We start from the raw sequence: 12,732 nt of genomic DNA, 5'->3' as shown, positions 1-12,732 counted from the left end.
GAAAAAGCGCAATTGAAATTGAGGAGGGCATATGAGGGTAACTGACCTTCGCATCGCTGCAGGTTTGGCGCTCGTGCTTTCTCTGGGTGCCTGCCAGCAGCAATGGGTCTATGAAGCAGAGCGCAACCAGCGGGCTCTCGCTTCAGGGCAGTATGAAGAAGTCCAGTACAACGTGCCGCCCAAGGTCGTCTACCGCATTGACGAGCACCGGTTCGTCACGCTCGAGAACTACAACGGCTGCCTCGGTGATGGCTGGTATAACGACACGCGAACCGGGGTGCGCACGAAGATTGGCTTGCTGTGGCCGACTGGTTATCGTGGGCGGCTCATCATTGATGATCCGACTGGAATGAATGTGGCTATTCCGCGCGTTTCAAGAAATGTCTGCGGCGATAGGGGATGTATCGACTACGTTGCTTATTCGACCGATGGTGGGCGTTCGTTCAATTGGGTGCGGTATGACATCCACGATATCAGCTTCGATCCAGTCGTTGATTCCGCCAAATATCTATTCACAGTAACGAGAGATTCGATGTACTTAACCTTCTTTCGGGAAAAGACCCATGGTGCTAATGATGTAAAGGGCTTCAAAAATTCTACGATTTACGACCCGCAAAGTGACTTGTCAACCACTGATCGCTTCCCTCTGGCACCGGAATACGTCTATGGAGTAAACGGGAAATTGCCGGAAGGGGTGGGCATTGAGTTCAACGCGACTTTGCCTTCTGGTCTTCGCACTCCCTCCGGGGCCGACCGTTTCACGTGCGACGCGACCGTTCAAGAAGGCAAGGCGAGCGATTAATGAGCAAACCGGTCTTGCTTCCATTAAACCCACTAGTTCCGACGCACCTTTGGCAGGAGGACATCAATGACAACGCCGCTGTGTGTAGGAAACGGAATCAGCCAGCAAGTTTGCGCGCGTTGTCGCGACCGGGTTTTCTAGCCGGTATTAGCACGCCCTCTGGAGCAGACCGTTACACCTGCGACGAACCCGTCAACGATCCCAAGGCGGAACAGAAATGACCAAACCGGTCTGTAAGGGCGACAGGACGAGCCACGGGGGCGTCGTAAAGACGGCGTCCGCCACGTTTACGCTGGATGGGCGCAAGGTAGCGTTAATCGAGGACATCGTCTCGTGCCCCGAGCACGGCGATAACCCGATTATCGAGCACGGGGAGGGCTATGGCGAAGGTGGCCGCAAGTGGGTGGTCGATGGTTGCCGCACGCAATGCGGCAGCCGGGTGATCGCCGGAACGGACGGAATGAAAATCCGATGAGCTTGGACTGGAAGTTCTGCGAGACAAAGCAGCTCGAATACGGCAAGCCTCCGTCTGCATGGATCGCCGTGGTGATCATCACACTCGTTGGTGTAGCAGGATTTGGACTGGCGGTATTGACATGGCAGAAGAGCCAACCCGTGGTGTCCGTCTCCTTCTTCGCTCGCGCTTTGCTGGCCCCGCTGCTCGGTAGCGGTCTTCTGTGCGTGTGTGTGTACGCAGGACATGAGGATCACACAGGCGCCGTGGACATATGGAACTTCCTGTGTCGGCGACGCCGGGCGCGGTGGCGGGCTTGGTCGCAGGGGGGCGTCGCCATGCTCGAAAGCGTGACGTTGACTCCGGAGAAAGATCTCGCCGAACGCATGCTTGGTCTTGAAGGCAGTGAACCGCGAAATGAAGGGAAGATGCTGGCCCTATCCGCCGGTCGGCAGAGCGCGACGGGCGAGGCAGCCGACGACGTGCTGCTTACCGGTACGCGGCTCGAGGCAGTTCTTGAAATGCTCGTGGCCCCCTTTGTGCCCTGCATGGTGCGCTTCGGAACCCGACATACCTTCACCGTCATCCTTCAGTCTGAAGATGAGGACGGGATCAAGGCGTTGCGCGCAGTGTTGCGAAGACTTGAAGTCCCGAATGCCGACCGTATCGGGATCGACCAGGCCGGGTGCCCTCCCGATGCGTCGCTGGTTCATCAGTGGCTGAACGACAGGGCGATGCCAGAATTTTGCCTCGTACTGGCCTGCCAGCTCCACAAGCGGGACCAGGAGCCAAGGTATTCGGAAGCGGCGGTCGGTGTCCTCTTTGTTCGCGAGGGCATCATCAGTCAATACAAAGGGGAACTGAGCGCGAAGGCGTATGTCTTCCAGCCTGTGTCGTCAGCGGCGGATTCAGTAGCAGATGCACTGCGAGGCATGATCAACGCCCAGCAGATCTCACCGGACCGTCTCAGGCATTTGTGGCTCACGTCGATGCCGCGCCAGGGCGTCCATGCGGCTGTCGCGGCGGCGTCTGACGCTGGGCTGAAAGTCGCCGTGCACAACATCGATCAGGCGATTGGCAAACACGGTCCGGCTAGCGCTCTACTAGCACAGGCACTGGCCGCCGAGATGGTGCAGCACGGCCAGGGCATGCAGATCGTTGCCACGTCGGGCGGTACTGGCATCGTGCTCAACGTGACGGGCACGAAAAGGGCGGCAGCGCCTGCCGAACCGGAGTTTGGACTGCGTTACTTCAGGCCGCTGACGACTCTCGGGATCGCCTGTATGTGCGGTCTTCTGGGAATCTTTCTGGACGTCACGATCGCTCCCGCTGGTCTGTATGCGACGGTCCCGGCATTGTTCATCATCCTCATGACAAACGAAGCGCTCGGCGCGCAGGCCAGATACAACGAAGTGGAAGACGTGTTCTACGGGCGTTCGTCCTGACTGCATGACGCCTACTGGCGCCATCCCTGCACTGCCCATACATCGACCGCGCGCCAATTGGTCCTTTGCGTCAACCAGTTAGGTTGGCTATGCGAACGTTGTCCACAGGTTTGCGAACACTTTGCGTGGACAACTCCCAGCATCTCTACTCTGACGTCCCCGCTCTCAAGCCTTCAACCCGGACCCCGCCGCAGCCTCGTCCCGCGCCTGCACCTGCAACACCGCATCGCGCTTATCCAGCAGATGCTGCCGCAAAATCGCGCTCAGCTTCTTGCCGTCCCGCGCCTCGAGTGCCTTGAGCATCTCGTCGTGATCATGAATCGCGCGGTCCCACTTCGGGATCTGGAAATTGGAGCGAAAGCGCAGCGCCTGCAGGCGCCGGTTCACTGACACGTAAGTCTGTCGCAGTGCCGAATTTCGCGCGGCTTCATTGATCTTGTCGTGAATCGCCTGATTGCGGCTGTAGTAGCCAGCCAGGTCGTTTTGCGCGCGGCACGCGAGCATTGCGTAATGCAACGCCTTGATCTCGGCGAGTTCGGCGGCAGTCATTCGCTCGGCCGCAAGTTCGCCGGAGAAAGCCTCCAGCCCGCTCATCAGTTCGAAAGTCTCGCGCAACTCGGCTTCGGACATTTTCGACACCGACGCGCCGCGGTTCGGTGAAATTTCGATCAGCCCTTCGGCGGCCAACACCTTCAGCGCCTCGCGCAACGGCGTACGTGAAATGCCGAGCGTTTCGCACAGTTCGCGCTCGTTCAACTTCTTGCCCGGCTCCAAGACACCTTCGACGATAAACCGTCGAATGTGCTCGACCACCGTGTCATGCAAGCGTTGCCGCTCGACCTTCGGCAGTGCCGGCGACGCCGGCAAGCTGCCTTCAAATTCGGAATTTTGCATACAAACGTACCTGAAGCCTCGTTGACTTCATTTTATCGGATCACCGCGAGCGGCGTAAGAGCGCGGGTAAACACCTGTCCGCTAAGGCAATTTTTGCCTTTCTAGTCATCCGGCACGTCTGATATAGTTTTTTGCATGCAAAATTCAATCGGAGGAGCGTAATGCTGAAGTTAGATTTTCATCCCGCCGGCCGTCACTTCCTGCAGATTCCCGGGCCAAGCCCGGTGCCCGATCGCATCCTCCGTGCGATGAGCTATCCGACCATCGACCACCGCGGGCCGGAATTCGGCGAACTGGGTCTGAAGGTGCTCGAAGGGGTCAAGAAGATCTTCAAGACGCAGCACCCCGTGGTGATCTACCCGGCGTCGGGCACCGGCGCATGGGAAGCGGCGCTCTCTAACACGTTGAGCCCCGGCGATCACGTGTTGATGTACGAGACCGGACATTTCGCGACGCTCTGGAAGAAGATGGCGGAAAGCCTGGGTCTGAAGCCCGAGTTTCTCGGCTTGCCGGGTATTGAGGGCTGGCGGCGCGGGGTTCAGCCGCAGATGATCGAGGAGCGTTTGCGCGCCGACACCGGGCGTTCCATCAAGGCAGTCTGCGTTGTGCACAACGAAACGTCCACAGGCGTGACCTCCGACATCGCCGCCGTGCGTCGCGCGATCGACGCCGCGGGCCATCCGGCCCTGCTGTTGGTCGACACGATTTCGGGCCTTGCGTGCGCCGATTACCGCCACGACGAGTGGGGCGTCGACGTCACTGTCTCAGGTTCGCAGAAGGGCTTGATGCTGCCGCCGGGCATCAGCTTCAACGCGATCTCGCCGAAAGCTCTCGCCGCCAGCAAGCACGCAAAACTGCCGCGCAGCTTCTGGGACTGGAACGAGATAGTGGAGATGAACAAGACCGGCTACTGGCCGTACACGCCGAACACGAATCTGCTCTACGGCCTGCACGAGGCGATCGACATGATTCTCGGTGAAGGGCTCGACAACGTTTTTGCGCGGCACGAGCGTCTTGCCGAAGCGACGCGTCGCGCGGTGCGAGCCTGGGGCCTGGAAATCCAGTGCATGGACCCGGCCGTATATAGCCCGGTGCTGACGGGTGTGATGATGCCTGAAGGGATCGACGCGGACGCGGTTCGCAAGCTCATTTACGAACGTTTCGACATGTCGCTCGGCACGGGCCTCGGCAAGATGAAAGGGCGCATGTTCCGCATCGGCCATCTGGGCGACTGCAACGACCTGATGCTGCTTGCCACGCTCGCCGGCTGCGAAATGGGATTGCGACTCGCGGGCGTGCCGCTCAAGGAAAGCGGCCTGCCTGCCGCTATGAACTGGTTGAGCGAGCCGACGCAAGCCGCAGGTTTGAAAGCGGCAGCCTGACGGACCGGCAAGCCGGACCGGCAGACCGCGCCGGCAGGATCACGGCAACGCATCAGTACAAAACGAACAACGTAAGCAGGCATCAACGAAGTCAGTTCCATCATGAAGCCGCGCGCAGAACGCGGCCCTGAAATGCGATGGCGAGGCGGCGCGTGCCGCCTCGCGACGACGCAGCGCGCCATCTCAGGAGCGCCGTCGATACATGCAAACGGAGAGAGACGATGAAGCGGTTTCGTGTGACCAGTGCGACCAGTATTGTTCTAGTGATGCTCTGCATCATGTACTTCATCACCTATCTGGACCGCGTCAATGTGAGTACGGCGGCGGCGGGCTTCGGCAAGGAATTTCATCTCTCGCATACGGAAGTCGGCCTGGTTTTCTCGGCTTTCGCGTATCCGTACCTGCTGTTCCAGATTATCGGAGGCTGGGTCAGCGACCGATTTGGCGCGAGGCGCACCTTGCTCGCATGCGGCGCGGTGTGGGGCATCGCCACTTTGCTCACCGGTTTTGCGGGCGGCCTGATCTCGCTGCTGGCGGCACGCGTGCTGCTCGGTTTCGGTGAAGGCGCAACCTTCCCGGCGGCAACCTCGGCGATGGCGCGCTGGGTCGCCAAAGAAAAGCGCGGCTTCGCGCAGGGCATCACGCATGCGGCCTCGCGCGTCGGCAATGCGGTTGCGCCCGGCATTGTCGTACTTGTAATGGCGAATTGGGGATGGCGCGAATCGTTCTACATTTGCGGTGCGTTCAGCCTGTTGTGGGTTGTCGTGTGGGCGTTGACATTCACCGAGCACCCGAAAGACCATCCGCGCATCACGAAAGAAGAGCTCGAAATCCTGCCTGCTCCGAAAGCAAAGTCGTCGGCCGGCGTGCCGTGGGGCAAGCTGTTTCGCCGCATGATGCCCGTCACGATCGTCTATTTCTGCTATGGCTGGACGCTGTGGCTCTTCCTGAGCTGGATTCCGCAGTACTTCCTGCACAGCTATAACCTCGAATTGAAGAAGTCGGCGATCTTCGCTTCGGTGGTGTTTCTCGCCGGTGTGATCGGCGACACGCTTGGCGGCATTGTCACCGACTACATTTACACGCGCACTGGCAACCTCAAGCGCGCGCGCAGCTGGATGGTCTCGTCCTGCATGCTGTTCTGCCTGCTGTCGCTGATTCCGCTGATGTTCACCCACAGCCTGTATCTGTCGATGGCGTGTCTCGCGTCAGGCTTCTTCTTCGCCGAAATGACGATTGGTCCGATGTGGGCTATCCCGATGGACATCGCGCCCGAAGCGTCGGGCACGGCGAGCGGCATCATGAATACGGGTTCCGCGCTCGCGGCCATCATCTCGCCGGTGGTGGGCGGTTTCCTGATCGACTATTTCGGCAACTGGGAATTGCCGTTTGTCGGCAGCATGCTGTTGATGGCGCTTGGCGTCGTGCTGGCCTTCCGCATGCAACCGGAGAGCAAGTTCGCCGGCGGCGCGGCCGACAAGGGGCAAGTCTCCACCAGCATGGGCGTATAAGCGATGCTCCGGTCCTTGCACGCCGACGCCATGAAACTGGGCAGTTCGCCACTCAGCCGCCTGCTTGCCGATGCCCGCCGCAATCATGCGACGCTCGGCAAGCTCCAGCCCGGCCGCGCACCCGCCAACGTCGACGCGGCCTATGCCATCCAGCACGAAATACTCGGCATCACCGGCGCGCAGGTCGGCGGCTGGAAGGCTGGGTCGAAGTCGCCAGACGGTCCGATTCAGGGCGCGCCGCTGCCGGACGTCGATCTGCATCCCGACGGCGTCAGCCTGCCGCGCACGGACTTTGCGCCGTTGGGGCTGGAACTGGAGATCGCCTTCCGTTTCGGCCGCCGCTTCGAGCCTGCGGCAACGCCGTATAGCGAAGCGGACGTGCTCGCGGCAATCGGCTCGTTCGGCGCGACCATCGAAATCGTTGCCAGCCGTTTCGCCGAGTGGCCCGACGTGGACAGGCTTGCGCAACTCGCCGACTTGCAGAACTACGGTGCGTTGATCGTGGGCGAGTTCATGCCGTATTACGACGATTATCCGTTTGCCGCGCCGCTTCTGCGGTTCGAATTCAACGGGCGCGATGTCGTGGAGTTGACGCCCGCAAACCCGGCGGGCGATCCGCGCCGCTTGCTCACCTGGCTCGTCAATCACGCGAGCTCGCGCGGCATCGCGGTGACGCCGGACATGGTCGTCACCACGGGTTCATACACCGGCATGTTTTTTCCACGAAACGCGGGCACGGCGCGCGGACGAATCGAAGGACTGTCGCCGGTCAGCGTCACGCTTTACTGAACCGCATGCGGGGCATTCGGCATTCAGCGCGCCGCAGCGCTGTCCTCCGGTGTACTGCATGCAGTGCAACGCCCGTAGTGCAACAACCATCGACGTTATGACGAATCCCACTTCCGCTTTGCTGGTTAAGCCGATTCATCTGGTGCCGTCGGCGGCGCGGCTGACGACGCCGCTCGCGCAACATTTGCGCAAGGCGTTGCGCGGCGACGTGCTGTTCGACGCGGCAAGCCGCGGCCGTTACGCGACGGATGCATCCATCTACCAGATCATGCCGGTCGGCGTGGTCGTGCCGCGCGATCAGGACGACCTGCGCACGGCGCTCGAAATCGCGCGCAGCGAAAAAGTGCCGCTGCTCGCGCGCGGCGCGGGCACGAGCCAATGCGGGCAGACCGTCGGCGAGGCGCTCGTAATCGACACGAGCAAGTGGCTGAACAATATCGTGCACTTCGACGCAGAAGCACGCACCGTCACGGTCGAGCCGGGCGTCGTGCTGGATCATCTGAACGCATGGCTCAAGCCGCATGGCTTGTGGTTTCCCGTGGATGTGTCGACGGCCGCGCAGTGCACGATTGGCGGCATGGCGGGCAACAATTCGTGCGGCTCGCGGTCCATCGAATACGGCAACATGGTGCACAACGTCGAGGCCATCGACGCAATTCTCGCCGACGGCAGCGAAGCGCATTTTGCCTCCTTGCGCGAGCCGCCGCAGGGGCTGCGCTTGCAGCAGATAGTGGAAGGCGTCAGGCAGGTTGCACAACGCGAGCGCGACGAGATAGCGGCGCGCGTGCCGAAGGTGTTGCGCCGCGTCGCGGGCTACAACATCGACCTGTTCGATTGTCAGAACCCGCGCGCCTATACCGACGACGGCATAGCGAATCTCGCGCATCTGCTGGTGGGCTCCGAAGGCACGCTCGCCTTCAGCCGTCAGTTGACGTTGAAGCTCGCGCCGCTGCCCGCGCACAAGACGCTGGGCGTGGTCAATTTTCCGACCTTCTGGCAGGCGATGGATCTCACGCAGCACATCGTCAAGCTGAAACCGGTTGCCGTGGAACTGGTCGATCGCACGATGATCGATCTGGCGATGAGCAACCCCGCGTTTCGTCCGGTGGTCGCGAAGGCGCTGGTAGGTGAGCCGCAAGCCGTGCTGCTGGTGGAGTTCGCGGGCGACTCGCGCGACGCGCAACTGCGTTCGCTCCGCCAGCTCACCGAGTTGATGGCCGATCTCGGCTTGCCTGGCTCGGTTGTCGAAATGCCGGACATGAATGCGCAAAAAGCGCTGTGGGAAGTGCGAAAGGCCGGGCTGAACATCATGATGAGCATGAAGGGCGACGGCAAGCCGGTGTCCTTCATCGAAGACTGCGCGGTGCCGCTCGAGCATCTGGCCGAGTACACGAGCAAGCTGACCGAGGTGTTCCATCGGCACGGCACGGAGGGCACGTGGTACGCGCACGCAAGCGTCGGCACGCTGCACGTGCGGCCGATTCTCGACATGCGCCGCGACGGCGCGACGAAAATGCGCGCGATCGCCGAAGAAGCTGCGGCGCTGGTGCGCGAATACAAGGGCGCATATTCCGGCGAACACGGCGACGGCCTGTGTCGCGGCGAATGGGTGGCGTGGCAATACGGTCCGAAACTGAATCAGGCGTTCAGCGAGATCAAGGCGCTTTTCGATCCGGAGAATCGCTTCAATCCCGACAAGATCGTGCGTCCGCCGAAAATGGACGACGCACGCAACTTCCGTTTCGCGCCTGGCTACCGCGAACAGCGCATTGAAACCGCCCTCGACTGGTCCGCGTGGAACGTGGAGCGCGATCCTCTGACCGGACGCGAGAGCGCCCCGGGCGGCGGCAACGATCTGTCCGGCGGCCTCGCGAAGGCCGTTGAAATGTGCAACAACAACGGACACTGCCGCAAATTTGATGCGGGCACCATGTGCCCGAGCTATCGCGTGACCAAAGACGAGCAGCACGTCACGCGCGGGCGCGCCAACACGTTGCGTCTGGCGATCTCCGGGCAACTGGGCGAAGCCGGCCTCGCGAGCGACGACGTGAAGGAGACCCTCGATCTGTGCGTGTCGTGCAAGGGGTGCAAACGCGATTGCCCAACCGGCGTGGATATGGCGAAGTTCAAGATCGAGGCGCGCGCCGCACGTGTGAAGCGCCATGGACTCACGCTGCGCGACAAGCTGGTCGCGTTCATGCCGCGTTATGCGGCAACGGCGAGCCGCGCGCCGGGGCTGATGGCGCTCGCCGACAACGTGCCGGTGCTCTCCGCGTGGTTCAAGCGCTCGGTTGGCTTTGCCAGCGAACGGAGCTTGCCGCGCTTTAACAAGCCGTTTCTGTCGAACGTGAAGCCGGCCGTGAACTCGCGGGGCGCGGCGCTGAAGGAAGTGCTGCTGTTCGTCGATACATTCAACAACAACATGGAGCCCGAGAACGCGCGTGCTGCGCAACGCGTGCTGGAGGCAGCCGGTTACACGGTGCACTTCAATGCGCGGGAGGGGGAGCGGCCGGTGTGCTGCGGCCGCACTTTTCTCGCGGCTGGGCTCGTCGACGAAGCGAAGCAAGAAGCGCGGCGCATGCTCGATCTCTTCAAGCCGTTCGTGGAGCGCGGGGTGCCGGTTGTCGGTCTGGAGCCGTCGTGCCTGCTGTCGTTGCGCGACGAGTTCCTGCACTACGGTTTCGGCGACGAAGCGCAGCGGCTCGCCAGCCAGGCATTTCTCTTCGAAGAGTTTCTCGTGCGCGAGCAGCAGGCCGGACGCATGCAGCTCACGCTGAAACCTTTGGCCACGCAGCAGGCGCTTGTGCATGGCCATTGCCATCAGAAGGCATTCGACGCCTTCACGCCCGTGCAAGCCGTGCTGAAGTGGATTCCGGAACTGACGGTCTCGACGGTGGAGTCGTCGTGCTGCGGAATGGCGGGCAGTTTCGGCTACGAAGCGGAGCACTATGCGACCTCGCAGGCGATGGCCGAGTTGTCGCTATTGCCCGCGGTGCGCAAGATGCAGCCCGGCACGATCATGGTCGCCGACGGTACTAGTTGCCGCCATCAGATTCACGACGGCGCGGGTGTCGAGGCGATTCACGTCGCGCGCGTATTGGCGATGGCGCTGCAATGACGTGTGCTTGAGAATTCGGGCTGCGCCTTCATTGCTTGCGCGGTCGCATAGCTGGCATAGCTGGCGCATTTCGTTTCTGCCGCGCAGATCATCCCCAGCGCGTCGCGCGCTCTGCGACAAACTTCGCCTAGCGGATCGCCACGGCCTGCCGGTACGCGCCCGGTGATACGCCCACGCCCTCGCGAAACCGGTGGCTGAAATGACTGGCGTTCGCATAGCCGCAAAGCCCGGCGATCTGCGCGAGCGGCAGCGCGGTAGTACGCAACAGCGTGCGCGCGCGTTCCAGGCGCTGCTGCGCGATCCATGCAGCGGGCGGTAAACCGAACGACTCGCGGAACATCCGCGCGAGATGGAACTCGGACAGCGCAGCCACCTTCGCCAGTTCACCGAGCGTAAGCGGCTCTGCGAGATGGTTCTCGATGTAATCGCGCAGGCGCCGCCGCGTGGCCACCGACAAGCCGCCCTTCAGCGCGGCACCGGTGCGCCGCACGCCCTGCGCGCGCAACAACAGACTCAGCACTTCGTGCGCGGTTTCGTTGGTGCGCAGCAGGCCATCGGCATCGTCCCAGTGTTCGTTTGCAAGCAACTGACACAATCCGGCGATGCGCGGATCTTCGAAATACGTGCGATCGGCGAGCGTGAGTTCCCGCGGTTCGCGGTCGAGCTCCTGCACGGCGCGCTGCGTGAAGTGTTCCGGCAGGAAATACAGGTGCATGAAGTGCATGTGCCCGCGCACCCACCAGCGCGATTCGTGATCGCCGGGCAACGCGCATAGCCGCGACGGCGCGCCGTAACGACCCGGCAGTTTCTGTCGCTCGGTGCGATAGCCGCCGTCCAGATAGCACGACAGCGTGTGGTGGCCGGGCCGCTCATAGACGGTTTCGGCAATCTCGGTGTCGCGCGTCCAGACCGCAATGGCAAGGCCGTCGCCGAGCCATGCGAAGCGCTCCAGGTTCGCATTCGAAGTGCTCAGGGTGTGACACACCGACTGAATGCCGAACGGCGTTTCAGCGGCATCGGTCACGGGGAGGGGCGCGCTCGTGTTCACGGGACTGGCCTGGCGGGTGTCGTTCTTGCGGAGATAAGCGCGAGTATACGGCTCGCGACGCGCGACGACACACGCAGCGGCGAGGCGCGCCGAAAAATGCGCAATCCTGGACAAGTCGCGCGAGCCGCGCTGCGTCATAGTGCGAGTCCCGTACTCCGCTGTATGCAGGCCTGACCATGAATCTGTTCCTTTATGCGATTACCGTGCTGATCTGGGGCACCACGTGGATCGCGATCAAATGGCAACTGGGCGCGGTGCCACCGCCGGTGTCGATCGCATGGCGTTTCTGGATCGCCGCACTGGTGCTGTTCGCGCTGTTGCGCATCATGCGCCGGCCCATGTGGCCGCCGCGCGCCGCCTGGCGCTTTCTCGTCGCGCAGGGGCTGGCGCTTTTCTGCGTCAACTTTCTGTGCTTCTACTACGCGGAGCAGGTCGTGCCGAGCGGGCTCGTGGCCGTGGTGTTTTCCACCGCGCCGCTTCTGAATTCGCTCAACGGACGGCTGTTCATGGGCCGCCCGTTGCAGCCTTCGGCGATTGCCGGCGCGATGCTTGGCCTCGTGGGCATTGTGTGTCTGTTTATTCAGCAGATGAGCGGGCATCTGGGCGATCACGCGGCCTGGCTCGGGCTCGGCATCGCGTTTCTCGGCACGCTGTGTTTTTCGGCGGGCAATCTGCTGTCGAGCCGCATGCAATCCATGGGCTTGCATCCGTTCGCCACGAATAGCTGGGCGATGCTGATCGGCGCGAGCGTCCTGACCGTGGGCAGCGCGTTAGCCGGCTTTCCGTTTGCGATCGAGCCGTCGGCGCGTTATGTCGGTGCGCTCGCATATCTCGCGGTGTTCGGCTCGGTGATCGGCTTTACCGCGTATCTGATGCTGGTCGGGCGCATCGGCCCGGAGCGCGCGGCTTATTCGACCGTGCTCTTTCCCATCGTCGCGCTGGCGGTGTCGACGGTATTCGAGGGCTACCAATGGTCTGCGTTGGCGGTGATCGGCTTGCTGCTGGTGGTGGCAGGCAATCTCGTCGCATTCGACATGAGCCGGCGTATCTTCGGGCGGCGCAGTCATGGCAGCAATATCAAGCGTAAAGCACACCCCTAAAAGGGGTAGCGGGTGGTCTCTCGCAAAGCGTCGCAATGTCGCGGGCGCCCCGCACGTCGCCGCGGGGCATGGTCGGGCGGCGAGTGCGCCGGCTCGACTCGCGCGGATCACGAATAGACGGCAACGCGTGATCGGTATATAACAAGCGTGAACGGATGGCTCGTTCATCGACGCTTTAACGGGGAGATG

Annotated in this window: 10 protein-coding genes; 8 read left to right on the top strand and 2 right to left on the bottom strand. The window is 62.1% G+C overall.

Features of this window, described 5'->3' with window-relative positions; translation table 11 throughout:
- Window positions 1-31: 31 nt before the first annotated feature.
- The 3 genes from JNB89_RS25100 (at window position 32) to JNB89_RS25090 (ending at window position 2,701) form a co-directional block, all read left to right on the top strand.
- The gene (locus JNB89_RS25100) at window positions 32-802 is read left to right on the top strand and encodes a T6SS immunity protein Tli3 family protein (RefSeq protein ID WP_220363993.1); all 771 of its coding nucleotides are present in this window, start codon (window positions 32-34) and stop codon (window positions 800-802) included.
- 217 nt (window positions 803-1,019) lie between these two features.
- Window positions 1,020-1,277 (top strand): PAAR domain-containing protein, encoded by a 258-nt coding sequence (locus JNB89_RS25095; protein ID WP_220363992.1) that lies wholly within the window; start codon window positions 1,020-1,022, stop codon window positions 1,275-1,277.
- Complete coding sequence (locus JNB89_RS25090) at window positions 1,274-2,701, top strand: hypothetical protein (protein WP_220363991.1); 1,428 nt, start codon at window positions 1,274-1,276, stop codon at window positions 2,699-2,701. The genes JNB89_RS25095 and JNB89_RS25090 overlap by 4 nt, the downstream gene beginning before the upstream one ends.
- Before the next feature lie 165 nt (window positions 2,702-2,866).
- Here JNB89_RS25090 and JNB89_RS25085 read toward each other — a convergent pair whose 3' ends face one another.
- Window positions 2,867-3,595 carry a GntR family transcriptional regulator gene (locus JNB89_RS25085; protein WP_013342153.1) on the bottom strand — a complete coding sequence of 243 codons (729 nt, stop codon included), beginning with the start codon at window positions 3,593-3,595 and terminating at the stop codon, window positions 2,867-2,869.
- A 161-nt stretch (window positions 3,596-3,756) separates the two neighbouring features.
- Here JNB89_RS25085 and JNB89_RS25080 point away from each other — a divergent pair, with 161 nt between their 5' ends.
- The 4 genes from JNB89_RS25080 (at window position 3,757) to JNB89_RS25065 (ending at window position 10,395) form a co-directional block, all read left to right on the top strand.
- Window positions 3,757-4,977 (top strand): pyridoxal-phosphate-dependent aminotransferase family protein, encoded by a 1,221-nt coding sequence (locus JNB89_RS25080; RefSeq protein ID WP_220363990.1) that lies wholly within the window; start codon window positions 3,757-3,759, stop codon window positions 4,975-4,977.
- A 221-nt stretch (window positions 4,978-5,198) separates the two neighbouring features.
- On the top strand, window positions 5,199-6,488 hold the full coding sequence (locus JNB89_RS25075; protein ID WP_013342151.1) for an MFS transporter: 1,290 nt from the start codon (window positions 5,199-5,201) through the stop codon (window positions 6,486-6,488).
- A gap of 3 nt (window positions 6,489-6,491) precedes the next feature.
- Window positions 6,492-7,277, top strand: a complete 786-nt coding sequence (locus JNB89_RS25070) for a 2-keto-4-pentenoate hydratase (RefSeq protein ID WP_220363989.1) — start codon at window positions 6,492-6,494, stop codon at window positions 7,275-7,277.
- Window positions 7,278-7,374: 97 nt separating this feature from the next.
- A complete protein-coding gene (locus tag JNB89_RS25065; protein WP_220363988.1) occupies window positions 7,375-10,395 on the top strand; it encodes an FAD-binding and (Fe-S)-binding domain-containing protein in 3,021 nt (1,006 codons plus the stop codon).
- Between the two features lie 127 nt (window positions 10,396-10,522).
- On the opposite strand, the gene JNB89_RS25060 is transcribed toward JNB89_RS25065, so the two are convergent.
- Window positions 10,523-11,443, bottom strand: coding sequence for a helix-turn-helix domain-containing protein (locus tag JNB89_RS25060; protein ID WP_220363987.1), 921 nt, complete (start codon window positions 11,441-11,443; stop codon window positions 10,523-10,525).
- 176 nt (window positions 11,444-11,619) lie between these two features.
- On the opposite strand from JNB89_RS25060, the gene JNB89_RS25055 reads away from it, so the two are divergent.
- Window positions 11,620-12,543, top strand: coding sequence for a DMT family transporter (locus tag JNB89_RS25055; protein ID WP_220363986.1), 924 nt, complete (start codon window positions 11,620-11,622; stop codon window positions 12,541-12,543).
- The last annotated feature ends 189 nt before the right edge of the window (window positions 12,544-12,732 follow it).

This window comes from Paraburkholderia phenoliruptrix (assembly GCF_019511605.1).
In the GTDB taxonomy this organism is placed as follows: Bacteria; Pseudomonadota; Gammaproteobacteria; order Burkholderiales; family Burkholderiaceae; genus Paraburkholderia; species Paraburkholderia phenoliruptrix_A.
Note: the sequence above shows the minus strand (reverse complement) of the source record. Positions and strands in the feature narration are given on the sequence as shown.